Origin of the sequence: Fulvimarina manganoxydans (genome assembly GCF_900176465.1) — a bacterium.
GTDB lineage: Bacteria > Pseudomonadota > Alphaproteobacteria > Rhizobiales > Rhizobiaceae > Fulvimarina > Fulvimarina manganoxydans.
Genome location: NZ_FWXR01000006.1, coordinates 98,979 through 122,194, shown reverse-complemented (window position 1 = coordinate 122,194; position 23,216 = coordinate 98,979). Strand labels below are relative to the sequence as shown.

Annotated in this window: 20 protein-coding genes and 1 riboswitch; of the genes, 9 read left to right on the top strand and 11 right to left on the bottom strand. The window is 63.9% G+C overall.

Annotation, left to right across the window (positions count from 1 at the left end; genetic code table 11):
* Positions 1 to 455 precede the first annotated feature (455 nt).
* From B9A15_RS09305 to B9A15_RS09280, 6 genes are all read left to right on the top strand, one after another.
* Positions 456 to 1,811, top strand: coding sequence for a DUF2252 family protein (locus B9A15_RS09305; protein ID WP_170923224.1), 1,356 nt, complete (start codon positions 456 to 458; stop codon positions 1,809 to 1,811).
* An 85-nt stretch (positions 1,812 to 1,896) separates the two neighbouring features.
* On the top strand, positions 1,897 to 2,430 hold the full coding sequence (locus B9A15_RS09300) for a gamma carbonic anhydrase family protein (protein WP_084409773.1): 534 nt from the start codon (positions 1,897 to 1,899) through the stop codon (positions 2,428 to 2,430).
* Positions 2,427 to 3,584, top strand: a complete 1,158-nt coding sequence (locus B9A15_RS09295; RefSeq protein WP_084409772.1) for a pyridoxal phosphate-dependent aminotransferase — start codon at positions 2,427 to 2,429, stop codon at positions 3,582 to 3,584. Before B9A15_RS09300 ends, B9A15_RS09295 begins: the two co-directional genes overlap by 4 nt.
* Before the next feature lie 13 nt (positions 3,585 to 3,597).
* Positions 3,598 to 3,951 carry a DUF2147 domain-containing protein gene (locus B9A15_RS09290; protein ID WP_084409771.1) on the top strand — a complete coding sequence of 118 codons (354 nt, stop codon included), beginning with the start codon at positions 3,598 to 3,600 and terminating at the stop codon, positions 3,949 to 3,951.
* A 204-nt stretch (positions 3,952 to 4,155) separates the two neighbouring features.
* The gene (locus tag B9A15_RS09285) at positions 4,156 to 4,521 is read left to right on the top strand and encodes a CidA/LrgA family protein (RefSeq protein WP_084409770.1); all 366 of its coding nucleotides are present in this window, start codon (positions 4,156 to 4,158) and stop codon (positions 4,519 to 4,521) included.
* A complete protein-coding gene (locus tag B9A15_RS09280) occupies positions 4,514 to 5,233 on the top strand; it encodes an LrgB family protein (protein ID WP_084409769.1) in 720 nt (239 codons plus the stop codon). Before B9A15_RS09285 ends, B9A15_RS09280 begins: the two co-directional genes overlap by 8 nt.
* 27 nt (positions 5,234 to 5,260) lie before the next feature.
* Here B9A15_RS09280 and B9A15_RS09275 read toward each other — a convergent pair whose 3' ends face one another.
* Positions 5,261 to 5,710, bottom strand: coding sequence for a GatB/YqeY domain-containing protein (locus B9A15_RS09275; protein ID WP_084409834.1), 450 nt, complete (start codon positions 5,708 to 5,710; stop codon positions 5,261 to 5,263).
* A gap of 472 nt (positions 5,711 to 6,182) precedes the next feature.
* Between B9A15_RS09275 and carA the strand changes: the two genes are divergently transcribed.
* A complete protein-coding gene (gene carA, locus B9A15_RS09270; protein ID WP_139798297.1) occupies positions 6,183 to 7,367 on the top strand; it encodes a glutamine-hydrolyzing carbamoyl-phosphate synthase small subunit in 1,185 nt (394 codons plus the stop codon).
* Positions 7,368 to 7,485: 118 nt separating this feature from the next.
* On the opposite strand, the gene B9A15_RS22915 is transcribed toward carA, so the two are convergent.
* Both B9A15_RS22915 and B9A15_RS09265 read right to left on the bottom strand, forming a co-directional pair.
* Positions 7,486 to 7,644, bottom strand: coding sequence for a hypothetical protein (locus B9A15_RS22915; protein ID WP_170923223.1), 159 nt, complete (start codon positions 7,642 to 7,644; stop codon positions 7,486 to 7,488).
* A gap of 466 nt (positions 7,645 to 8,110) precedes the next feature.
* On the bottom strand, positions 8,111 to 8,887 hold the full coding sequence (locus B9A15_RS09265; protein WP_084409767.1) for a polyphosphate kinase 2 family protein: 777 nt from the start codon (positions 8,885 to 8,887) through the stop codon (positions 8,111 to 8,113).
* Between the two features lie 242 nt (positions 8,888 to 9,129).
* Here B9A15_RS09265 and B9A15_RS09260 point away from each other — a divergent pair, with 242 nt between their 5' ends.
* Positions 9,130 to 10,290, top strand: a complete 1,161-nt coding sequence (locus B9A15_RS09260; protein ID WP_084409766.1) for a YbfB/YjiJ family MFS transporter — start codon at positions 9,130 to 9,132, stop codon at positions 10,288 to 10,290.
* Between the two features lie 30 nt (positions 10,291 to 10,320).
* On the opposite strand, the gene B9A15_RS09255 is transcribed toward B9A15_RS09260, so the two are convergent.
* From B9A15_RS09255 to B9A15_RS09240, 4 genes are all read right to left on the bottom strand, one after another.
* A complete protein-coding gene (locus tag B9A15_RS09255; protein WP_084409765.1) occupies positions 10,321 to 11,778 on the bottom strand; it encodes an alpha,alpha-trehalose-phosphate synthase (UDP-forming) in 1,458 nt (485 codons plus the stop codon).
* Between the two features lie 149 nt (positions 11,779 to 11,927).
* Positions 11,928 to 12,671 carry a trehalose-phosphatase gene (otsB, locus tag B9A15_RS09250; protein ID WP_084409833.1) on the bottom strand — a complete coding sequence of 248 codons (744 nt, stop codon included), beginning with the start codon at positions 12,669 to 12,671 and terminating at the stop codon, positions 11,928 to 11,930.
* Between the two features lie 97 nt (positions 12,672 to 12,768).
* Entirely contained in the window at positions 12,769 to 13,569 is an 801-nt protein-coding gene (locus B9A15_RS09245; RefSeq protein WP_084409764.1) for an N-acetylmuramidase domain-containing protein, read from the bottom strand.
* 147 nt (positions 13,570 to 13,716) lie between these two features.
* Positions 13,717 to 15,006 carry a D-amino acid dehydrogenase gene (locus B9A15_RS09240; RefSeq protein ID WP_084409763.1) on the bottom strand — a complete coding sequence of 430 codons (1,290 nt, stop codon included), beginning with the start codon at positions 15,004 to 15,006 and terminating at the stop codon, positions 13,717 to 13,719.
* A gap of 167 nt (positions 15,007 to 15,173) precedes the next feature.
* A riboswitch (glycine riboswitch) is annotated at positions 15,174 to 15,264 on the bottom strand.
* 198 nt (positions 15,265 to 15,462) lie between these two features.
* On the opposite strand from B9A15_RS09240, the gene B9A15_RS23620 reads away from it, so the two are divergent.
* The gene (locus B9A15_RS23620) at positions 15,463 to 18,048 is read left to right on the top strand and encodes a methyl-accepting chemotaxis protein (protein ID WP_280173788.1); all 2,586 of its coding nucleotides are present in this window, start codon (positions 15,463 to 15,465) and stop codon (positions 18,046 to 18,048) included.
* A 100-nt stretch (positions 18,049 to 18,148) separates the two neighbouring features.
* Here B9A15_RS23620 and B9A15_RS09230 read toward each other — a convergent pair whose 3' ends face one another.
* The 4 genes from B9A15_RS09230 to proV all read right to left on the bottom strand — a co-directional run bounded on the left by B9A15_RS09230 (position 18,149) and on the right by proV (position 23,124).
* Positions 18,149 to 19,276, bottom strand: a complete 1,128-nt coding sequence (locus tag B9A15_RS09230) for a TRAP transporter substrate-binding protein (protein ID WP_084409761.1) — start codon at positions 19,274 to 19,276, stop codon at positions 18,149 to 18,151.
* Between the two features lie 254 nt (positions 19,277 to 19,530).
* Positions 19,531 to 20,616: a glycine betaine/L-proline ABC transporter substrate-binding protein ProX gene (gene proX / locus B9A15_RS09225; protein ID WP_084409832.1), complete on the bottom strand. Its 1,086-nt coding sequence runs from the start codon at positions 20,614 to 20,616 to the stop codon at positions 19,531 to 19,533.
* Positions 20,617 to 20,723: 107 nt separating this feature from the next.
* Positions 20,724 to 21,941, bottom strand: coding sequence for a glycine betaine/L-proline ABC transporter permease ProW (gene proW / locus B9A15_RS09220; protein ID WP_084409760.1), 1,218 nt, complete (start codon positions 21,939 to 21,941; stop codon positions 20,724 to 20,726).
* Entirely contained in the window at positions 21,934 to 23,124 is a 1,191-nt protein-coding gene (proV, locus tag B9A15_RS09215) for a glycine betaine/L-proline ABC transporter ATP-binding protein ProV (protein WP_084409759.1), read from the bottom strand. Before proV ends, proW begins: the two co-directional genes overlap by 8 nt.
* Between the last annotated feature and the right edge of the window lie 92 nt (positions 23,125 to 23,216).

Genomic DNA, 23,216 nt, shown 5'->3' with positions numbered 1-23,216 from the left:
CTGTGTCGCATGAGACACGGCGAACGAATCACTTCAGCGCAAGTGGCTACACCGACCCGACTGTGGCTGTCATTCACTTGACGTAATGTGCGCCGCATCATAGTTTTTGCAGTGCGACGATTTTCGTCGCTGCCCTTACGGGCGTTTCCTCCCTAGACTCAAGACCGCGCTGCCTCGTCAGTGCGGTTTTTTTTGACCCCTACTCGAACGATCTGGGGCAGAGACATTGCGGCCGGTCGATAAGATCGTGCCTGAGCAAAGGGCGGAACCAGGCCGGCACGCGCAGCATCGGTTGCAGCAAATCCTCCGTCAGTCCAATTTGCTTTGACGCCTCACGAACCCATCTCTTGGTGATTGCCAAGGCGCAAGGGGGGCCGTCTTTCGTGACCTTGTGCCATCGAGAGCCCGTCGCTGAACAGCGCGGGAACAAAGATCGCCAGCCGGGAGGTATGCCGATGGATGAGACCGAAACGGAGCGCCAGGAGCTGATCGCGGCCGAGCTTCACCGGGTCGATGGCGACCATCCAGCAATAGGCGAGCGGACGCGCAAGCACAGCAAGATGGCGTCGGACCCGTTCCGCTTCCTGCGCGGCTCGGCTCAGCTCTTCTATAAAGATCTCTACACCGGCGTCCTGTCGCTTCCCGCGCCCTTCATCGAGGCGGTGAAGCTGACCGGCATCATGGGCGATTGCCATTTGGCGAATTTCGGCTTCGTCACCGAGAAGGGCTCGGGCGGCGGGCTCATCGTCTTCGCGCCGAACGATTTCGACGATGCCTGTCTCGGCCATGCCGGATGGGATCTCTGCCGTTATGTGGTCAGCCTGTTCCTCGCCGTCGACTACGCGCATGGCATCTTGGACGGACGCTACAGATCCGAGGAGATCGAGGACAGTTCGGGCCTCGTCGCGCCGAACGAGGCGGAAAGCCGGGATGCGGCCGCCGCCTTCGTCGCAAGCTATCGGGACGCGCTTCAGGCGATTATCGACGAGCCGCAGAGGCGCCGCACAGTGTTGTCGGATTTCCCGAAGGGCCACATTCTGTGCAAGGCGTTGAAGAAAGCGCGGAAGCGGGCAATCGGCGGCAAGAATTTCGAGACGAAATCCAAGCTCGGCAAGGCGGTGGAAGTCGATGGCGGCCAAATGCGCTTTCGCGATCGGCCGGACCGCTTCCGCCGTCTGGATGCCGCCAGCGAAGCCGAAATCCGCAAGGCCTTTCGGCCCTATGTGGATGACGAGATCATCGATCTCGTGGAGCGGATCGGCCAGGGAACCGGCTCTGTCAATGTGGAGCGCTACTATCTTCTGGTGGGTCCCAAGGGCGCCTCGACCGTCGCCGAGCTTCCCATGTGCCATCTGGTCGAATTGAAGCAGCAGCGCCATGCGGCCCCCCTCGCCTTTTTTGGCGATCTCGACCCGCGCAATTCGATGGAGCCGGCGCATCTGACCGTCGATCTTCAGCGGCTCATGCAGCGCGAACCCGATCTTCTCCTCGACGACGTGACCTGGAAGGGATCGCAATGGCTCGTGCGCTCCCGCCACCATGCGAGCGTCAGCCTCGATCCGGAGGAGATCTGCCTGCATGACGAAAAGCCCGGCAAGCGGCTGAAGCAATATGCCGAAGCTTGCGGCGAAGCGCTCGCCTACGCCCATTCGCGCATTGATCACCGCTCGACGCGGTTCGAGGCGGCCCATGTGATGGCGATCGACGAAGCCGGCGAGGCCTTGATCGAATCCGCCGAGGCCTATGCCCACAGGGTCATTGACGATTGGTCGATCTTGCGGTCGATGAGGGACGAGGATCAGGCAGCCTAAGCTTGGACCGGAGCGGCGAGGAACATCGCCGCATGTCCCAAGCCCCGAGCGCCGCCGAGAGTTTTGAAAGCAAAGAGGATTGAGAATGCCGATCTACGCGCTCGACGGTGACGCGCCGCAACTGCCCGAGGATGGCAGCGTCTTCGTTGCCCCCGGCGCCCATGTGATTGGGCGCGTGCGCATGGGACGCAATGTCGGCGTGTGGTTCGGCGCCGTCATTCGCGGCGACAATGAATGGATGGAGATTGGCGAGGGAACCAATATCCAGGACAATTCTACGCTCCACAGTGATTTCGGCCTGCCGCTGACCATCGGCGCGGGCTGCACGATCGGCCACGGCGCCATCGTCCATGGCTGCACCATCGGCGACAATGTACTGGTGGGAATGGGCGCGACGATCCTCAATGGCGCCGTGATCGGCTCTGACTCGATCGTCGGGGCGAACGCGCTCGTCACCGAGGGCAAGACGTTTCCCGAGCGTTCGCTCATCGTCGGCTCGCCCGCAAGGGCCATCCGCACACTCGACGATGCGACGATCGAGAAGCTGAAGCAGTCGGCGGCCGATTACGTCGGCAATGCCGCCCGCTTCGCACGGACGCTGGAAGACATTACAAAATGACAGAGACCGAACGGTCAGCCGAGCGCTTCTCGCCGCGCGTACGCGCTTTGCCGAGCACGATCCCTTTCGTCGGCCCGGAAGCGCTGGAACGCCGGCTGGGCCGTCCCTTCAAGGCGCGGCTCGGCGCCAATGAAAGCGTCTTCGGCCCCTCGCCCAAGGCTGTCAGCGCCATGGCGGACGCGGCGGCCCTATCCTGGGCCTATGGCGATGCCGAGCAACTCGACCTGCGCCAGGCGATCAGCCAGAAGCTCGGGCTTACGCCTGATCATATAGTAGCCGGTGAAGGCATAGACGGCCTCCTGCGCGATCTCGTCCAGGCCGCGATGGAGCCGGGCGATATGGCCGTGACCAGCCTCGGCGCCTATCCGACCTTCAACTATCACGTGACCGCCCATGGCGGTGCTCTCGACTTCGTCCCCTATGGAGAAGACTTCCGCCAGGATTGGCCGGCGCTTGTCGCAAGAGCCAAGGTGGTGCGGCCGAAGATCCTCTATCTCACCAATCCCGACAATCCGACGGGAAGCTGGCATGATGCAAAGGCGGTCGAAGCGGTTCTGCGGGACGTGCCGGAGGAGACGCTGATCGTCCTCGACGAGGCCTATGCCGATTTCGCGCCGGCTGAGGCGCTGCCGGAGACGACACGTCTTGCGCCCAATCTCCTGCGCTTCCGCACCTTCTCCAAAGCCTATGGCATGGCCGGGGTGCGGGTCGGCTTCGTCTTCGGCGAGCCGGACGCGATCGCCCAATTCGGCAAGGTGCGCAATCATTTCGGCCTGTCGCGCATGGCCCAGGCCGGCGCGCTCGCCGCCTTGAGCGACGACGATCATCTGCGCAAGACGGTCGAGAAGGTGGCAGCGGGCCGCAAGGCGCTCGCCGAACTCGCTCGGGCCAAGGGCCTCGTCCCGCTGGCTTCGGGGACGAATTTCGTCGCTATCGATCTCGGCCGCGACGGCACCTATGCCCGCGCGGTCCTCGACGCCGTGTTGCGGCGCGGCGTCTTCATTCGCATGCCGGGCGCAGCGCCGCTCGACCGGATGATCCGCGTCAGCGTCGGAACGCCGGCCGATATCGCGCTCTTTGCGGAGGCGCTGGACGGCGCGCTCGAAGAGGTGAACGCCGATCAACCGCATCTGCCTACAGGAAACGCCTCTTAAGGGAGAACGACCTATGATGACAGGAACCCGTTCAGCCATCGCCGCCGCCGCCCTCGTCGCGGCGTCGAGCCTGTCTGCCGCCGCGAGCCCGATGGTCGGCACCTGGCGCGGGCCGGATGGGGCGGAAATCAAGATCGCCCAATGCCCCGCCGGTCTTTGCGCGACCGTCGCGAGCGGGCCTTATCGCGGCGCGCCGGTCGCGGAGGTTTCCGGCTCCGGCCCGAAATATTCCGGCCGTGTCCACGACCCGCGCAGCGGCGAGAGCTATACGGGCGCGCTCGTTCATCAGGGAAACCAGATCGCCCTCGAAGGCTGCCTCATGGAGGTCTTCTGCAAGACGGTCCAGCAATGGAGCCGGATCGACTGATCCGCCAATATCCCCATAGCCCGTTTCGCTGAGAGTGAGACGCCAAAAAGTTGATCGACTTTTTGGACCACGGCTGACGACAAACAAGAGGTCAGAGTGAACATGCGACCCAACTTGGTCGCGTTTCACTCTAAGCGATGCGCCCGAAGGGTGAGATCGCGCTATTCTGCCTTTCGATCGCAACGAGACCGGGCCGATTCGCCGATGCTTGCCGCCCTGACCGCCGTCTTTCTCTGCCAGCTCGCCGGCGAAACGCTCGTCGTCGCGGCCGGCCTGCCCATTCCGGGTCCTGTCTTCGGAATGGTGATCCTCTTCGTCTTCTTCGTCGTCAATGGCGGCATCCCGGCATCGATCGCGACGATCGGCGATGGCCTTCTCGGCCATTTGTCGATCCTCTTCGTGCCGGCCGGCGTCGGCATCCTGCAGCATGGTGCGCGGCTGGAGGCCGAGGGCTTGCAGATCGGCGCGACGCTCATCGCCTCGACGGTTCTGACCATCGGCGTGACCGGTCTCGTGATGCGGCTTCTCGGGCGCTCGGAGGCCAAGGACGAGGCATCGGGCAATGGGTGACACGATCGTCGATATCTGGGTCTATCTCGCCGCAAGTCCGCTTCTCGCGCTCACCATGACCCTTCTCGCCTTCGAGCTCAGCCAGCGATTGTGGAAGCGGATCGGCCGGCCCGCCCTCCTCAACCCGGTGCTCGTGACCGTCGTCCTGATCGCCGCCGTTCTCATCGCCACCGGCACGCCTTACGAGACATATTTCGAAGGCGCGCAGTTCATCCATTTTCTCCTGGGGCCGGCGACGGTCTGCCTCGCCATTCCGCTCTATCGCCAGTTCGAGCGGGTTAAGGCGAATGCTCTCGCCATTGCCATCAGCCTCGTCATGGGGTCGGCGACGGGCATTCTCGGCGCGATCGGCGCTGCCCTCGTCATGGGGCTCGATTCGGTCTCCGTCCTGTCGATCGCCCCGAAATCGGTGACGGCGCCGGTCGCCATGGGCATCACCGAAAAGCTCGGCGGCCTGCCCTCGCTCACCGCCGTCTTCGTCATCATGACGGGCATCATCGGCGCCGCACTCGGGCCGCTCGTGCTGGATAGTCTAAGGGTCAGGACGGCGCCCGCCAGGGGCTATGCGCTCGGCACCGGCGCCCATGGGATCGGCACGGCCCAGGCCTTGCAGGACAGCGAGGTCGCCGGCGCCTTTGCCGGCCTCGCCATGGGGCTCAACGCCCTGGCGACGGCGCTGCTTGCGCCGATCATTGTGGCGATGTTGCTTTAGGAGGACCTGTCCGGCGGAACCGCCTGATCAGCGAAGCATGCCCTTCACCACGGTCGAGGCCTTGGTAAAATCCATCTGGCCCGGATAGCGCTGCTTGAGCGCGTTCATGCACCGGCCGACATCGCGAAGGCCTTTGGCATCCACATCCTGCACGGCCTCACGGCAGGCCGCTTCGATCGCGCCCTGGTCCAGTTGAGCGGGGAGGAATTCGTCGATGACGGCAATTTCCTCGCGCTCCTGCTCGGCCAGTTCCAAACGTCCGCTCTCTTCATAGTCGTGCGCCGAGATCAAACGCTGCTTGCGCATGATCAGAAGGATTTGCAGGACATCCTCTTCGCTGACCGGATCACGTCCGGCCGCGCGACTGGAGACGTCCCGATCCTTGATCGCGGCATGAATGAGACGAAGCGTGGACAGACGCGTCTTGTCGTCGTCCTTCTGGGCATTGGCCAACGCTTCGGTAATGGCGTCGCGCATGAGTGTCTTTTGCTTTCGAGGTCCGATGCCGAACGCAACCGAAGACTTGAAGGTCCCCGACATCGAGCGATCGTGATAGATGATACGGCAAGCCTTCGCGATTGCAACGGCCCTAGCACAAGAGCGCTGCCGCGAAGCTGTATCCGTTTGTTTTCGTGCTGCCGAACGAACGGTGATCGAGCCGCCTATCCGTTAAGGATCCAACGTCCGGAAACTTGGACGGGCACAAGGCCAGCCCTCCCGTCGTTCTGTATCCCAAACGGTGGAAAGCGTCGCTCAGTCATTGTCCAGCCGGAATGGCCGGCTTGCGATCTGCAGCGCGCAAGATATAGAGACACGGCAAGACCCGCGCAAGCGTCGCAAAGCGGACGGCGCGTTCCTATTTCCTGGCCGATGGACTTAAGACACCGGGGGCGCCGCTCGGCCGGCAGACGCGAGCGCGGATAGACCCACGACGATGAAGGAGCCGACGATGAGCGAGCCATGGGTGAAACGCGTGACGACCGGGCTTCTGGTACTGGCCGACGGCACCGTGATCGAGGGCTACGGGCTCGGCGCGACCGGCGCCATCGAAGGCGAGGTCTGCTTCAACACGGCGCTGACCGGCTATCAGGAAATCCTGACAGACCCATCCTATGCCAAGCAGATCGTGACCTTCACCTTCCCCCATATCGGCAATGTGGGCGCCAATGAGGAGGACCGCGAGGACTTCTCGACCGAACCCGGCGCAGGCGCTGTCGGCGCGATCTTCCGGGCGGAGGTTTCAGAGCCGTCGAACTATCGTTCCGCCGGCCATCTCGACGCTTGGCTGAAGACCCGCGGCGTCGTCGCGCTATCGGGTATCGATACGCGCGCCCTTACCGTCACGATCCGGGAAAGCGGCATGCCGAACGCCGTCATCGCCCATGATCCAGACGGCAATTTCGACATCGAGGCGCTGAAGCGCCGGGCCGCCGCGTGGCCGGGCATCGTCGGCGCTGATCTCGCCAAGGATGTCGCAACACGCAGCGAGCGTGCATGGACCGAGCGGCCCTGGGCCTGGCAGGCCGGTGAAGCCGTCGAGACAGAGCCTCGCTACCGCGTCGTCGCGATCGACTATGGCACCAAGCGCAACATTCTGCGCCTCATGGCCGGTCATGGCGCCGAGGTGATCGTCGTTCCGCCGACGACGAGCGCGGACGAGATCCTGGCCCATAAGCCGGACGGCGTCTTCCTCTCCAACGGCCCTGGCGACCCGGCGGCGACCGGCGAATACGCCGTGCCGGTCATTCGCGACCTCGTCGAGGCGAATGTGCCCCTCTTCGGCATCTGCCTCGGGCATCAGCTTCTGGCCCTGGCGCTCGGCGCCAAGACCGAGAAGATGCATCAGGGCCATCACGGCGCGAACCATCCGGTGAAGGACTTCACGACCAACAAGGTCGAGATCGTCTCGATGAATCATGGCTTCGCTGTCGCGGCGGACACTCTGCCGTCCGGCGTCACCGAAACCCATCGCTCGCTCTTCGACGGCACCAATTGCGGCCTACAACTGTCCGACAAGCCGGTCTTCTCGGTCCAGCATCACCCCGAGGCCTCGCCAGGCCCTCAGGATTCGCATTATCTCTTCCAGCGGTTCTTCGACATGATCGACGGCCGTCGGGAGAGCGCGGCGGCCTGAAAGGACCCGCAATGATCGGAATAGAAAAGGCGCCTGGAGCTCTCGCTTTAGGCGCCTTTTTCATGCGCAATCAAAACAAGTCCCATCGCCACCTAGGGCGGTGCCTGAACCTGTTTCTTCAAGCCGCCTTGCGACCGCGTCCCATCATTCCGAAGGCCAAGGCCAAGCGCTTCAGGAAGCGCCGGAAGCCGTAATGGGCCGTGGCATGAAGATGCACGTCGTGGCGACCGCGTTCTCCGCCATAGGATGAGCGGCCGACGATGATGTCTGCGAGCATGCCAACCTCCTTTTATCGTTGTTATCTTGAGCGATGTCGCTTTTCCCAAGGTTATCTGTCGTGGGCGGCTCCGATCGTGCATTGCCCGATCCAGATGATGTTCGCACCACGGCTCGATGCCCCTTGGCTACCCTATAGATGCGCACGTCGTGCGCAAAGACAAGTACGCGAAAGCGCACATCGTGCATTTTCTAGGAGTGGGGGAAGGGCGCTTTCCGGCTCGCTCGTGCGATCTTGGATGCGCCGAGGCCATAAAATCCTACAATTTCAATGCCTTATAGGGATAAAAAGCATGCCTGGATTATTATCCTCCCGAGAATAATATTGACATCAAAACAAATTATCTCGAACGAGCGGTCAACCGGAGGCGTTGCGGTAACAGAGCATGCGGAACTGGATACGACAGAGCTCCCATCACATCAATGTGAGTTCAGGAAGGCACATCGGCTGCTTTAGCCGTTCTTTTCTACGCCACAGTCCCACCTTCCCTCTTCAATCGGTCCAGAAGATCTGGGTCGACAGGCGGCGGGGAAATATCAACATCTGTCGCAAGACTATCGGCAATATGGCCAAGCGCGGCGATGCGGGCGAATTTCTTGTCGTTCGCGGGCACGAGGCACCAATCAGCCTCGTTCGTGGACGTCTTTGCGATCATATCGTCGACGGCGACTTCATATTCGTCCCATTTGTCGCGATTGCGAAAGTCTTCATAGGACAGTTTCCAGCGCTTGACCGGGTCTTTCAAGCGCTTCTCGAAGCGCCGTAACTGTTCGTCCTTGTCGATATAGAGAAACACCTTGGCGAGCCTCATGCCCGACTGGACGAGCATTGCCTCGAAGGCGTTGATCTCGTCATAGGCCCGCGTCCATTCGGCTTCGCTCGCAAAACCCTCGACCCGTTCCACAAGCACGCGGCCATACCAGGAGCGGTCGAACAGCGCGATTTGCCGGCTGGCCGGCAGACGGTCGAAGAAGCGGGCGAGGTAGTGGCGTGCCTTGTCGGTTTCGCTGGGCGCCCCGATCGGCCAGACGCGAAAGCCGCGCGGGTCCATGACGCTTGCCATTCGGCGGATGGCGCCTCCCTTTCCCGCCGCATCCCAACCTTCGAAGACGACGGCCGCGCTCTCGCCGCTGCGCAGATAGGCCTGCTGGATCGCCTTGAAGCGCGACTGGAGCTCGGACAGCTTTGCCTCATAGGTTTCATCATCGAGCTTTTGCGACAGATCGAGGTCGGACAGGCGCATGGAATGACCTTCGAAAATGGGATGACAATGTTGGATCGCCCGCACTGGTGGGGCTGGCTTGATTGTCGAACCTAGAGTCTTGGAGAACGAAGGACACCGCCGACCTTCGAACCATAAGGACCGGATCGCCCGCGCGCGACGTCACCTGCCGCTTGAGCGGGGGAAGGACCGGCCTTGCGGAGAGGGCGTCACGGGCCTATCGCTTGGGCCTCGCCTCATTCCGCCAAGGATTCCCAAAGCCGATGCATCCGACAACCCGGCTCCTCCTCGGCGCCAGCCTGACCCTTGCTCTGGTCATGGGCGTCGGCCGCTTTCTCTACACGCCGCTTCTGCCTTTGATGCAGCGGGAATTCGGCTTCGGCGCCGATATTGCGGGTCTCATCGCCAGCGCCAATTTCGCCGGCTATCTGGCGGGCTCGCTGCTTTCCTCCTTCACGTCCCATGGCAAAGCGCGATTGATGGCCTTCCGCGTCGGTCTGTTCGCCAGCGTCGCGACGACCCTTTTGATGGGCATGTCGGACGAGCTTGCCGGCTGGCTCATTCTTCGCGCGATCTCCGGGGCCGCGAGTGCCTTTGCCATGATCTCCGCCGCCGGAATGACCGCCGAGGCGCTCTCCCGCATCGACGAAGAGGGCCGCCTCGCCTGGGTCTTCGGCGGGGTCGGCAGCGGCATCGCCGTCTCCGGGCTGATCGTCCATTTCGGCGTCGACCATCTCGACGCCTCCAGCCTCTGGCTTCTGGTCGGCGCGATCTCCGCCGCTCTGATGCCGATCGCACTGGCATTGGTCGGCGACAGACAGCTGCCGCGGCGAGATACGATCGCCAAGCGGATCAGGCGCGTCGCGCGCCCCCTGCCCTTCTGGCCGCTCTTCGTGAACTACACCTGCGAGGGCCTCGGCTATTCGGTTTTTGCGACCTTCATCGTCGCCCTGATCAAGGCCCGGCCCGGCATCGAGGCGCTGGGCGACTTCGTCTGGATCATCGTCGGGCTTGCCGGGCTGCCGAGCTGCCTGATCTGGATGCGGCTGGCCGAGCGGATCGGCTTTTCGACGGCGCTTGCCTGCGCCTATGTCGCCCAGATCGTCGGCGTCGCCCTGCCGGTTCTCTTCGAAGCGCCGATCGCGGCCGTCATCGCCGCCATTCTCTTCGGCGGCACCTTCCTGGCGATCACGCTTCTGACCTTGCCCTTAGGGCGAAAAGGCCTCGGCGGACGCGGCTTTGCCGTGCTCACCGCCGGCTTCGGCCTCGGCCAGATGACCGGCCCGCTGATCGCCGGCTGGCTGGTGGCGGGCGCGGCCGATTATTCGACGCCCATGCTCGGGTCTGCGGGGGTTCTGGCCTTCGGCCTTCTTGCCCTCGTCTATGCGATCAGAACGAGGCAAGACGCGGCGCCGGCCAGCTGACCGGCGCCCGCGCGCTCGGCGCGCCGGACCTTAGGCCATCTCGCTCGCCTCCGGCTCGTCAAAATCGGCGCCCCTGGCCAGAGCATCGATGAAGCTGTCGCACCAATGGGCCGCCGTACCGGAGAACACGGCCTCGCGCATGATTTCCCACCGCCGCTGGCGTTCTTCGAGCGGCATGTTGAGCGCCCGTTGCAGGGCACCGGCCACATCGTCGGTGTTGTAGGGATTGACGATGATGCAGCCGGCTTCGAGCTCGGCGCGCGCGCCGGCAAAGCGCGACAGGACGAGAACGCCGGGGTCCTCGGCGTCCTGTGCGGCGACGAATTCCTTGGCGACGAGGTTCATGCCGTCGCGCAAAGGCGTAACGAGACAGACGCGGGCGGCCCGGTAGATGCCGGCCAGCGCCCGCCGCGTGAAGCCGCGCGTCATGATCTGCAGCGGCGTCCAGTCGAGCGTAGCGAAACGGCCATTGATATGGCCCGCCATCTCCTCCAGCTCCCGCCGCAGCTCCACATAGGCGTCGAGCTCGGAGCGCGAAAGCGGGGCGACCTGCAGGAACTGGGCCGAGCCGCGATTTTCGGGATAGTCCTCTAAAAGCCGTTCGAAGCCGCGAAAGCGCTCCAAAAGGCCTTTGGAATAATCCATCCGGTCGACGCCGACGATCAGCTTGCGCCAAGCATCGCCATCGGCATCCGGATTGGATGTGCGCACGCGGGTGAGATCATGCAGCATTTCCTCATGCTCGCCCGCTTCCGGCGAGACCGCGAAGCGCGCATAACCCTGCGCATCGATGCCGATCGGAAAGGCCCGCGCCACGACGGTGCGATCGCCGACCCGGACCCGCTGGCCTGACAACTTCTCGCCGCCGAGTTCGCGGATGCAGAAAGCGACGAAATTGCGCCGGTCGGTGTCAGTCTGAAAGCCGATTACGTCATAGGCCAGAAGAGCGCGCACGATGTCGTGGCTCGCCGGCAGGGCCGAGAAGATCTCTGGCGGGCAGAAGGGAATATGGAGGAAATAGCCGATCCGGCCCTTGAAGCCGCATTGGCGAAGCTCAGAGCCAAGATAGAAGAAGTGGTAGTCATGGACCCAGACGAGGTCGTCTTCCTCCAAGAGCGGCATGACCCGCGAGGCGAAGCGCTGATTGACCGAGCGATAGATGCGGTCCGATTGGCGGTCGAATTCGGCGAGATCGAGCCGATAATGAAGAAGCGGCCAAAGCGAGCGGTTCGAATAGCCGAAATAAAAGCCTTCAAGCTCCTCGGCGCTCATGTCGATCGTGGTCATGGACACATGGTCCTGGACCTCGGTCTTCAATTCGCAGAACGTGCCCTTTTCGGAGGTCTCTCCGCTCCAACCGAACCAGAGCCCGCCGCGCCTTTTAAGAGCATCCGACAAGCCGACCGCGAGGCCACCCGCCTTTCCTTCGTCATTCAGCGGTCCGACCCGGTTGGAAATCGCGACGAGCCGTCCCTGTCCCTCTGCCATAATCTCTCCATGTCCTGTTTTCGTCCGGTGCAGAGCAGCCCGTCTTATATCAGCAGCCCAGAATGCTGGCGCATTGGGCCGCTGTCACGTTCAAGCGCCACGCGGGTTTTCACCGCCGGCCGCCGGTCAAGACCTTAAGGCCGGCGGTATTACGCTTCGTTCCGCTCGGCGAGCGAAGCCGCGATCCAGCGATGGACCGCCGCCACATGTGGCAGCCGATAGGCCGCGACGCTCTCTTTCTCGCCGACCTTCACCGAAAGGCCGCCGCGATCGCGAACGACCTTCAAGGCGAATTCATCCGTCGTATCATCGCCCACATAGACCGGCACACGCCCCTTGAAGGGCGCCCGCTCCATCATCGCGGCCAGAGCCTGGCCCTTGTCCATGCCGGCCGGATGGACCTCGGCGATCATATCGCCATGCATGACGACGAGATCGTCCCGCCCTTCCGCCGCCCGGTCCATCGCCGATTGAGCCAAGCCCTGAAGATCGGGCGCCGTACGGAAATGCAGAACGAGAGCGAGGCCCTTGTCCTCCAGCTTCAGGCGCGGATTGCCCTCGATCACCGGCGCGAGCGCGTCGCGCAACGGGTCGAGCGCCTCCGGCGTGATCAGCCGCTCGACGCTTGCCCCCGGTTCGATGCGACGCTCCAGGCCGTGAACGCCGGCTGCGGCAAAGCGCATGGGCGACAGAAACCGGTCGAGATCGGCGATCTTGCGCCCGCTCACGATGCAGATCGCGTCGTCGCAGGCCTCTCGCAGCCGATCGAGCGGCTCGAAGGTGCCGTCCGGCAGGCGGACGGCATCGGGATCGTCGACGAATTCCGCCAGGGTTCCGTCGAAATCGAGGAAGACGGCGTGGCGCGCGGGATCGATCTTTGGAGGTTCGCTCATAGTGGGTAACCAGATAGGGTTGATGCCCCGGCCGCCAAGCTCTTCGATCTCCGTCTTCGCGAACCCGTCGCCGATGTCCGGGCGGGGCTTTAAGGTTTCAAAGGCGCAATCGCAGCCGCGTCGCCTCATCCGCGATGCCGCTCGGGGCAAGCCCGGCGGCTGTTTGCCAGACCGTCAGCGCCTCATGGGTTCGAGGTCCGAAGATGCCATCCAGGACGATCGGCGAGCCCACATTGCGCAGCGCCATCTGCAGCCGCAGGACCGCGTCCCCCTCGTCGCCGATGGAAAGATCGTCGCCGGCCTGCGCAAGGGCGTTCTTCGCTCGCTTGAGCGCCGCCGCGATCTTCTCGTCATAGCGGTTCTTGCCATAGGCCGGGCCGTTATAGCGTCGGGCAAAGCCTTTGACGTCGCCCTCCATCAGCCGGGCACCCAGATGGCCATGGGCGAGAAAGCGCGCCCCAATGCTCATCTGGCCATGGATCGAGGCGCGGGCCGCCTCGGCCAGTTCGGCAGCCGAGCCGAAACCGAGCGTTTTTCCATGAAGCCCCATCACCTGACACAGGCCCCAGGACACCGAGGCCGCCGCCGCTTCCGCATCGAGCGCGCGCGCGGCTTCATAAAGCGCCCAGCGCCCGCTCTGCCCCGGCGGATTGGCGATCCGCCCGGCACGAGGATGGGACAGCCCCGCAGCACGCGCCTTTGCCCGCAAGGCATCGGGCAGCAGCCGATCGAAATAATGCCCCTCGAAGCGGATGAGCGGCTCGTCTGCCCCCTTCACCTCGACGAAAGGCACGCCGCGCGTTTCCACCAGCGCCACCGCAACGAGCGCCGCCGGCGCCACCCCTTCACGCCCCCCGACGTCACGCGCAGCTTCCAACACCCGCCGATCGATCGCCATCGCTTCGCTCCTTCGCTAGCCTCATCACGGAGCGAAGTGTGCGGCCGGCAGAGAGGATGAGGGAAAAGATTCCTGCCAGAATCAGCGAAAAGGGCCGCCTTCATGGGCAGCCCTTTACATTTCAATCAGCAAGAATCGCGCAGCCGCTCAGCGATCGGCCATCGCGACGGCTTCCTGCGGGCGCATCGGGGCGACGCCTTTCACAGCGGGCTTGCGATAGGCGCCGGCGACTTCCGCCGCGATCATGTCGGCGGTCACGGCGCCGAGGGTCCAGCCCAGATGGCCGTGGCCGGTGTTGTAGAAGACGCGCGGGCTGCGGCCCCGGCCGACCTTCGGCAGCATATTCGGCATCATCGGCCGCAGGCCCGCCCAGGGAACGACCGAATTGGTCGCGATCCCCGGGAAGCGCTGGCGGCACCAGTCGACGAGCGGGCGAATGCGCGCGGCGCGGATATCGCGATTTTCGCCGGCAAATTCCGCCGTACCCGCGATTCGCAGCCGATCGCCGAGGCGACTGGTGACGACTTTTGCGTGATCATCGAGGATCGAGACGAAGGGCGCGGCCTGCCGGCTTTCCTCGTCGGTCAGATTGACGGTGATCGAATAGCCCTTCACCGGATAGATGTTCACCCGGTCGCCGAAACTCGCGGCGAGCTTGCGGCTGCCGACACCGGCACAGACGACGACCGAATCGAAGCGCGCGGTCCGGGCGGACTCCGCCTTGCCATTCGTCTTCCAGCGCACGGTGACGGCATCGGAGCCGGCCGAAGCGTCCTCGACCTCGGCGCCGTAATGGAAGGTCACACCCTTCCTGGCGGCGGCAGCGGCGAGGTTGCGGGTATAAAGATGGATGTCGCCGGTGAAGTCGCTCTCGGTGAAATAGCCGCCGATGAAGGTGCCATGGATGGTCGGCTCGATGGCGCTCACCTCTTCGGGCGAGACGAAGCGGCGGTTGAGCCCACCCTTTTCCAGAAGCGTGTTCACCTTGCGGGCGTGGGCGAGATCCTTCTCCTCCTCATAGACATGGAGGATGCCGCGCTTTTCGAGGTCGAAACCGAAGCCTTCGCGCTCGGCCATGTCGAGAAGATGCTCGCGCGCGGCGATCGCCAGACGCGTCGTCGCAACGGTGTTCTCTTCATAGGAGCGGGCGGCGAGAACGAACTCCGCCATCCAGGAGAGCTTGTGCCAGCTGGGCGCGGGGTGGACGAGGAGCGGCGCGTCCTTGCGCAGCATCCATTTCAGCCCTTTGAGGAAGGTCGAAGGACTGTTCCAGACCTCGGCATTGGAGGCTGACAGCTGGCCGCCATTGGCGAAGGACGTCTCCATGGCGGCATGGGGCTGACGATCGAAGACCGTCACGTCGAAGCCGCGAGACATCAGCTTATAGGCGGTGGTGACGCCGGTGATGCCGGCGCCGAGAACGGCGATAGAAGTCATGACGTATCCCTAACTCCTGCAAGATCGCAGGCGTCTCAGTCATGCCCCTCCCGTAACAAGCCTGAGAGCTTCGGCGTTCGCGAACTGAATTCCGCGGAACCCTTTCTCCTTCGGCGGACCTTGAGCGATCGACACGGATCGACTCATAAGCCACTCTTCGGACTTTGGCGACGCAAACGGTCCTTTTGCCTGAGAGTTTCCGGGGCGGTTGCTCCTTCGGCGCCGACCTTCTCGGCCAGTCTCTCCCGCAAGCGTCTTATGATTCAAGGTATAGCGTCCCCAATGCTGCGCGGCAAGATGTGCACTGCACACTCTTTCAGCAATTCCCCGAACAAAGCCCGGTTTTCCAAGCGGCAAAAGCTTGATTCCAGCGGCAACGCAATGCCGGCTCCAACTTCGGCGGCTAGAGCTTGAAGGGTTAACAAAGCGTGAAGTCGGTCGCAGGGCAGTTCAGGGGTGAAGACGAGGGTTTCCTCCGGTATCGGCGCAAGTGTCGCCGTGGGCGTTCTGCCCGCGGCGCTTCTTGGCGCCCTCTTCCTCCTCCTCGCCGCCTTTCTGCTCCATCGCTATGAGAGCGCGCCGAGACCGGAGCCCCGCGTCGTCGTCAAGACGGTGGTCGAGCGCGTCGAAGTGCCTGTGGAGCGCCCGGTCGCAGCCGCAGCCGAGCCGCAAATCATCCGCATGCCCGCCGCAGAGCCACGCCTGATCGCAGCGCCTGTGAGCGCCGCGCGCGCGCGCATCGAGGCGATCGCCTTGAGGGCGAGGCTGCTGGCCGAGGACGTCTCTCTCGCAGGCACCGAAATGGCGCCGATCGAAGGGCTGGGCGAGCGGATCACGCGCCTGTCGGACATGCTCGACGCCCTCGATCTCACGCCAACTACCGACGCCTTGCGACCAACATCCGCCGATGCCGCAAAGGCCAGGCTCGCGCTTTCGGCCTCCCTCGGCAATCTCGCCTCCGAGGTCGAGGCGATCGCCGATCTCGAAAGACGGATCCAGCGCGACAAGGATTTCATCGCCGATCGCTCCGCCTGGGTGCGCCGGGCGCTCGCCGACATCTCGCGGGTCGCCGGCATGGTCTTCGACATCGAAGCCCTCGATGCGGCAGCCCGTGTCCAGGCCCGCTTCGCCGAAGTCGAAGGCGCAATCGACGCCGCCATGCGGGTCGATGGTAGGTCTGCCTTCCCAATTGCCCAGCAGCGCTACGGCACGGCGCGCGCAGCTCTTAAGGAGCTGCGCCAGACGCTGCCCGATCCCCATCAGACGATCCGCGCCCGCAATGCCGATCGCCTCATGGCCCATCTCGGCGAGCGCGTCGCGCGGCTGAAGCTTCTGTCCGCCCAGCGGCTTGCCTTGCGCCGACAGCTTTCCAGCCGCTATCCGCCCTCCGATCTCGACGAGCTGATCGGCCGACTGGATGCCTATGTGGAGGCGGACGAGGCCCGGCTTGCGGAGGCCGAACTGGCGGCGGCCCGCAAGGAAGCCGCTGCCGCATCGGCCGCGAGCGAGATGCAACGTCCCGTGCTCGATGACGAAGGCAGGACGGGCCGATCGGGACCGATCGACGACGTCACGCCCGAGACGATTCCTGCTGTCATGGAGCCGGTCGCGACGCAGCCGACTGCGTCCACCGTCCAAACGGCCACACTGGAAGCGCCTGCCATCGCGACCCAGTCTGAGATCAACTCTCCGATCCCATCGAACGAGGGCGAGCCGGCAAACGATGCGCAAGCTGCAGGCTCGTTTTATGGCCCGCTCTTCCTCGGCGCCGCCTTGGTCCTTCTGCTGATCGCCGGGCTCTCGGCCTTTCGACTTCATCGCGTGCTGGCCGGGCGCATCACAGCGACGGGGGACACGCTCCGCGCCCTCACCGAGATCAAGGTCGAGCGTCCCGATACCGCTTTCATCGAGGCCCGGTGGCGGGAGGTCTCCTCGCGCGCCCATCGGCCGCTCGAAATTCTCTATGAGCCAATCGCCGCGATCGGCATGAAGCTCGCCGAGAAGGACCAAACGATTGCCGGTCTCGACGCCAATCTCGCGCGGGGCCGCCAAGACCTCGCGCGCTCGGCCGACGAGGCGGATGCGGCGGCTAGACGCCTGCAGGCGGCCCTCGATCGGCTGGCAGAAGCGCTGCCGCGTCTGGCGCGGGACGAAGACGACCTTGCTTTGGCGGCAACCGAGGAAGCCGGGCGGGCGGCGATCCTGGCTTTCAACGACGCAGCCTCGGTCATTACCGATCATCTCGCCTCGGCCCGGCGCGTCGGATCCAAGCTCGACGAGCGCATCGCGCTTTTGGCCGAGCGCCTGGAGGCCCATGCGGCCGACCTTCCGAACTCCGAGGAGTCGCTGAAGGCCCTTGCCGATTTCGTCGCAGGGCTCGAAGACGCCGCCAAGGGCATGGATCATGGGCTCGAACGGGCGCGGGCGAGCCGGACGGCTTCCGAGACCACGGCCAGCATCACCGGCACGCTTGGCGATCAAATTCGCGGCGTCGGCCAGTCGGCGGAGGACATTGCCCGCACGGTCGCGATGATCGACGAGATCGCGTTCCAGACCAATATTCTCGCCGTCAATGCGGGTGTCGAGGCGGCACGGGCGGGCGAGGCCGGCCGGGGCTTTGCCATCGTCGCACAGGAGGTGCGGACGCTCGCCGACCGCGCAGCCGGGGCTGGCCGCGAAATCCGGCGCCTTCTGCTCGTCTCCAGCGAGCGTGTCGCGGCGAGCCACAAGGCGGCCCAAAGCGCCCATGAGGCAGCGACAGGTGCCTTTGCAGAAATGGCAGATCTCGAAACCATGCTATCCGGCCTTCGCGCCGGCATCGGAGCCCATGCGGCTAAGATCGAGGCGATTGTTGCGCCGACACAGGCGCTGCGCGGCGCCATCGAAGCCGATCGCCGCTTTGCCGCCGAACAGGCAGAAGCCTTGCGCGACTGCCTGACCGGAACGGCGCGTCTGTCGGAAATCCTCGATCTCAGCGCCGAACGGCCCGCCCCGGCGAAGTTGAAGAAGCATCGAGGCACGAAACAGGGCCGCGCGGCCTGAACGCAAAAAAGCCCCCGACTGGTTCGCCGGGAGCCTCTTCATATACGCATCTATCCCCCGGCCACCATCGGAGTGCGCGGCCGGATGGCGGCCTTTCGGCTTACTGACCGCCCGACTGCATGGCGAGGGCGCCTTCGCGCTGCTTGATCATCATGAAGGTGTCGAAGGAATATTCCGCGATCTGCTGCCAGAGATAGGTCTCGGCCCGGAACGCCATCATCGAATCATAGATCGACTTGAAGGCGGCGTTCTGGCCGTTGATCTCGGCATAGACCTCCTGCGAGGCGTTCCAGCAGGCCTGGAGAATCTCCTGGCTGAAGGGACGAAGCTGGGCACCCGACTGGACGAGACGCTGGATCGCCTGGGGATTCTTGTAGTCGTATTCGGCGAGCATTTCCACATTGGCCGCTCGCGAGGCGGTGCGCAGCAGGCTCTTATAGTTCTCGGGCAGGTTCTCGAACTCGCTCTGATTGAAGAAGAAGCAGAGCGCGAGCGAGCCTTCCCACCAGCCGGGATAGTAGTAATAAGGCGCGACCTTCACGAAGCCGAGCTTCTCGTCGTCATAGGGTCCGATCCACTCGGCCGCGTCGATGACGCCCTTTTCGAGCGAGGGATAGATGTCGCCGCCCGCGATCTGCTGGGGCACGACCCCGACCTTCTCCATCACCTGACCCGCAAGGCCGGCAATGCGCATCTTCAGGCCGTTGAGATCGGCAACCGTGTTGATCTCCTTGCGGAACCAGCCGCCCATCTGGGTGCCGGTATTGCCGCCCGGCATATAGACAAGGTCTTGCGTGGCGAAGAACTCGTTCAGCTTGTCGATACCCTCGCCGTAATAGAGCCAGGCATTGAGACCGCGCGCATTGAGGCCGAAGGGAACGGTGGCGCCCAGCGCATAGGTCGGGTCCTTGCCGACATAGTAGTAGGAGGCCGTGTGGCACATCTGGACGGTGTTGCCGGTCACGGCGTCGGCGGCCTGAAGGCCCGGCACGATCTCGCCCGCGGCGAAGACCTGGATATCGAAATTGCCGTCGGTCGCCTCGCGGACATATTTTGCGAGGTCTTCCGCGCCGCCATAGATCGTATCCAGCGATTTGGGGAAGGACGACGTGCAGCGCCACTGGATCTTGGGCTGGCTCTGGGCAATGGCCGGGGCGGCGAGCCCGGCAGTCCCGGCGACGCCGAGCGCCCCGACGGTGGACGATTGCAGAAATTTGCGGCGGTCCATTCTGACCCTCCCTCGAGCCCGAAACGGGCTGTTCCCATTCACCACACGCCAGAGGCATCGATGTGCCCGCGCGTGTCTTGGCGATCCTACGACAAGACTGCGTCATTTCAACAGTCTGCGCGGAGGGGGCATGCGCCAGGCGAAGCGCGAGCGCAAGAGGGCGGATTCAGCAGCTCAAACAAGACGAGCGGGCGACCCTGAGGCCGCCCGCTCGTCGCGGTCATTCCTGTCGTAAGGGCATGCGCCGCCGGGCTTTAGCCGGCCGAGGCGTTGCCCTCTTCCACCTCGCCGGTCGAACCGGCATCGGCGCTGTCCTGGGCCGCCGCACGCGCCTCGTCAAGCCAGCCGTTCCAGAGCTCCTGATGGGCCTTTATCCAGGCATCGGCGTGACGTTCGATATCCTCGTCCGAATCCTGGCCCTGCTGCATCAGAAGATTCTCGGCGCTGATGTCATTGGCCGAAACCTGCATGATTTCGAACAGTTTGGCCGCATCCGGATGATCCTCGGCAAACTGCTTATTGGCCGCGATCTTCTGATCATTGGCCTCGAAGCCGTAATTGGAGCCGTCCGGCAGCGAGGTATCGACGTCCGAGCGCTCGCCCGGCAGCGAGGAGAAGGGCACATTGAGCCAGGTCACATCCTTGCCCGGCACCATCACGCCCGAAACCCAGTAAGGCGTCCAGGTGTAGTAGAGGACCGGCTCGCCTTCCTTGAAACGGGCGATGGTGTCGGCGATGATCGCCGAATAGGACCCCTGATTATGGGTCACCGTGTCGCGCAGTTCGAAGGCGTCGAGCTGGTGCTCGATCACCTTCTCACAGCCCCAGCCGGGCGTGCAGCCGGTCAAATCCGCCTTGCCGTCGCCGTCGGTGTCGAACAGCTTGGCGATCTCTGGGTCCTTCAGCTGGCCGAGATTGGTGATGTCGTGCTCTTCGGCGGTCTTCTTGTCGATGAGATAGCCCTGGAGCGCGCCCGGCGAATAGACGCCTTCCCGGTAGAGCTTATCCGTGCCACCGGCCGCCGAAAAGAAATCGGCATGGAGCGGGTCCCAGCTATCGGCCATGAAGGTGCCGTCGCCATTGGCGATGGCGACATAGGCCGCGGGATATTCCAGCTCCTTGATGTCCTCGACGTCGTAGCCGAGTTCTTCGAGCGCCTTCGAGACGAGAAGCGTCTGGAAGGTCTCTTCGGCGATCGAGGATTTCAGCGGAATGACCGTGACGCCTTCGCCGGGCATGGACTGATCCTGTGCGAAGGCGGGCATTGCGACCGCCGAGAGCGAGACGCCGGCGGCTGCGGCAAGGCTCAGAAGCGTCTTTCGCGTCGTTGCTGTCGTCATTCGTTCGTCTCCAATTGTTGTAACGGTTGTCAAAACATGAAGCGTGAGCCCGCAACCGATGCCGAAGACGATCGGTGCGGGCCAAAGCTTCATTGGGAAAGCAAGGCTCATGCCTCGCGAGTCGACTGGTCGAGGCTGGCGCCTTTGCTCGTCGCGTCGCCGCCGCTCTCGCGGCGCTGGCGGACCAGGCCGCGAACGAGACCCGCAGGGCCCGTCTCATACCAGGCGAGATTGCCGCGCTCGCGCCGGGATTGGCCGAGCGCCTGGGTCATCCGATCGATGAGAATCGCGAGAATCACGATGCCGACGCCGCCGACGGTCGCAAGACCCATATCGAGGCGACCGATTCCGCGAAGAACCATCTGACCGAGACCGCCGACCGCGATCATCGAGGCGATGACCACCATCGAAAGGGCGAGCATCAGCGTCTGGTTGACGCCGGCCATGATGGTCGGCATCGCGATCGGCAGCTGCACCTTATAAAGGAGCTGCCGCTTCGACGCCCCGAAGCTGCGAGCCGCCTCGATGAGATCGCTCGGCACTTGCCGGATCGCCAGATTGGTCAGGCGGATCAATGGCGGCAGGGCGAAGATGATGGTCACGACGACGCCCGGCACGTTGCCGATGCCGAAGAGCATGACGATCGGCACCAGATAGACGAAGGCCGGCGTCGTCTGCATGGCGTCGAGGACAGGTCGGATCGCACCGGCAGCCCGATCGTTGCGGGCAAGCCAGATGCCGGTCGGCAATCCGATAACGACGCAGAAGAAGACCGAGGTGAAGACCAGCGCGAGCGTCACCATCGCTTCCGTCCACGCCCCGATCAGGCCGACGAAGGTCAGCGAAAGCACGGCGCCGATGGCGAGCCGCCGGCCCGCGACCTGCCAGGCGAGCAAGCCAACGAGCGCGATCATCAGGATTGGCGGGATGCCCTGGAGCATCGCCTCGATGAAGGAAAGAACCGCATCGATCGGGTAGCGGATCGCTTGGAAAACCGGACGAAAATGGGCGACAACCCAGTTGAGACCGCTATCGACCCAGTCGTTCAGAGGAATGACGGAATGGTCGAAGGGGTGAAGCCAATCGAAGCTCTTTTCCGGGGCCGCCGGCACCTGAGACAGCCAGTCCGGCGTGCCGGACACGGTGCCGGGTGGGCTCGAGGCCGCTGCGTCGCCAGTGGCCGACCCGCCGCTGGCGCCCCAAGGGTTGGAGGCGGCAGCCGCGCCGGCATCGGGCGCTGCGCCCGCAGGCTCGGAGGCCGAACCCCCGCCGCTGGCCCAAGGATTGTCAGCCTGGGCGATGAGGATATCGGTTGAATCAGCCATGGACTTCGTCCTCCCGGCTCATCGCCTGAAGCAGCGTCTTTCGACTGACGGCGCCGACCAATTCGCCATCGGGCCCGACCACGGGCATGGGCAGATCAGCTTCGGCGACCGGAGCGACAATCTGACCGATCTTCGCCTCGCCATCGATCGGCTCGACGCGGTCGATCACGGTGGCAAACCCGCCATTGCCGGCCTCGGCCATCAACGCGTCGCGCGAAAGTGCGCCGACGAAACGTCCATCCGCTTCCGTCACATAGGCGACTGGGCTCTCCCCGATCGCGGCGAGCGCGCTCTTCGGATCGCTGCCAGCCTCGACCACCGGAACGGCATCGGCAATGGCGATGTCGCCGGCGGTGATGACGTTCTGAACATTAACGCCCCGGAAGAAGGAGCGCACATAGTCATTGGCCGGCTGGTGCAGGATCTCGTCGGGCGTGCCCACCTGGACGACACGGCCGCCCTGCATGATGGCGATGCGATCGCCGATACGCATGGCCTCGTCGAGATCGTGGGAAATGAAGACCACCGTGCGGCGATGCTCTTCTTGAAGCGTCAGAAGCTCGTCCTGCATCTCGGTGCGGATCAGCGGATCAAGGGCCGAAAAGGCCTCGTCCATCAAAAGGATGGTCGGATCATTGGCGAGCGCACGAGCGAGGCCGACGCGCTGCTGCATACCGCCCGACAATTCGTTGGGATAGTTCCGGCCATAGGCACCGAGCCCGACCTGCGCCAGGGCATCCTGGGCCCGCGCCTCCCGCTGCTTTGCCGGCACGCCGGCCAATTCCAGCCCGAAAGCGGCGTTCTGTAGGACCGTCATATGCGGCATCAGCGCGAAAGACTGGAACACCATGGAAATATGGGTTCGACGGAACGCCATCAGCTCCGTCTCGCTCATGGCGGCGATATTCTCGCCACCGACGATGATCTCGCCGGCCGAGGGCGCGATCAGCCGATTGAGCATCCTTACCAGGGTCGACTTGCCCGACCCCGAAAGACCCATCACGACGAAGATTTCACCCTCGCGCACGGTGAAGCTCGCATCGCAAACCCCGAGCATCATTCCGGTCTTGGCAAATATATCGTCTTTCCCAAGTCCTTTTCGGTAGAGTTCGATAGCCTGCTCCGGTTCATCGCCGAAGACCTTGAAGAGATTTCTGACGGTGAGGATATCGGTATCACTCAAAGCCAATCACCCGCCGACGCTCCATCGAGGGCCGACGGTCCATGTTCGCTCGATCTGATCATGCGCAGGACTATAGAAGCGGCCCGCCAATC

Bases quoted from the DNA above. Each gene is read 5' to 3' on its own strand.
- B9A15_RS09305 (WP_170923224.1), top strand. From the start codon at position 456: ATGGATGAGACCGAAACGGAGCGCCAGGAGCTGATCGCGGCCGAGCTT.
- B9A15_RS09300 (WP_084409773.1), top strand. From the start codon at position 1,897: ATGCCGATCTACGCGCTCGACGGTGACGCGCCGCAACTGCCCGAGGAT.
- B9A15_RS09295 (WP_084409772.1), top strand. From the start codon at position 2,427: ATGACAGAGACCGAACGGTCAGCCGAGCGCTTCTCGCCGCGCGTACGC.
- B9A15_RS09290 (WP_084409771.1), top strand. From the start codon at position 3,598: ATGATGACAGGAACCCGTTCAGCCATCGCCGCCGCCGCCCTCGTCGCG.
- B9A15_RS09285 (WP_084409770.1), top strand. From the start codon at position 4,156: ATGCTTGCCGCCCTGACCGCCGTCTTTCTCTGCCAGCTCGCCGGCGAA.
- B9A15_RS09280 (WP_084409769.1), top strand. From the start codon at position 4,514: ATGGGTGACACGATCGTCGATATCTGGGTCTATCTCGCCGCAAGTCCG.
- B9A15_RS09275 (WP_084409834.1), bottom strand. From the start codon at position 5,710: ATGCGCGACGCCATTACCGAAGCGTTGGCCAATGCCCAGAAGGACGAC.
- carA (WP_139798297.1), top strand. From the start codon at position 6,183: ATGAGCGAGCCATGGGTGAAACGCGTGACGACCGGGCTTCTGGTACTG.
- B9A15_RS22915 (WP_170923223.1), bottom strand. From the start codon at position 7,644: ATGCTCGCAGACATCATCGTCGGCCGCTCATCCTATGGCGGAGAACGC.
- B9A15_RS09265 (WP_084409767.1), bottom strand. From the start codon at position 8,887: ATGCGCCTGTCCGACCTCGATCTGTCGCAAAAGCTCGATGATGAAACC.
- B9A15_RS09260 (WP_084409766.1), top strand. From the start codon at position 9,130: ATGCATCCGACAACCCGGCTCCTCCTCGGCGCCAGCCTGACCCTTGCT.
- B9A15_RS09255 (WP_084409765.1), bottom strand. From the start codon at position 11,778: ATGGCAGAGGGACAGGGACGGCTCGTCGCGATTTCCAACCGGGTCGGA.
- otsB (WP_084409833.1), bottom strand. From the start codon at position 12,671: ATGAGCGAACCTCCAAAGATCGATCCCGCGCGCCACGCCGTCTTCCTC.
- B9A15_RS09245 (WP_084409764.1), bottom strand. From the start codon at position 13,569: ATGGCGATCGATCGGCGGGTGTTGGAAGCTGCGCGTGACGTCGGGGGG.
- B9A15_RS09240 (WP_084409763.1), bottom strand. From the start codon at position 15,006: ATGACTTCTATCGCCGTTCTCGGCGCCGGCATCACCGGCGTCACCACC.
- B9A15_RS09230 (WP_084409761.1), bottom strand. From the start codon at position 19,276: ATGGACCGCCGCAAATTTCTGCAATCGTCCACCGTCGGGGCGCTCGGC.
- proX (WP_084409832.1), bottom strand. From the start codon at position 20,616: ATGACGACAGCAACGACGCGAAAGACGCTTCTGAGCCTTGCCGCAGCC.
- proW (WP_084409760.1), bottom strand. From the start codon at position 21,941: ATGGCTGATTCAACCGATATCCTCATCGCCCAGGCTGACAATCCTTGG.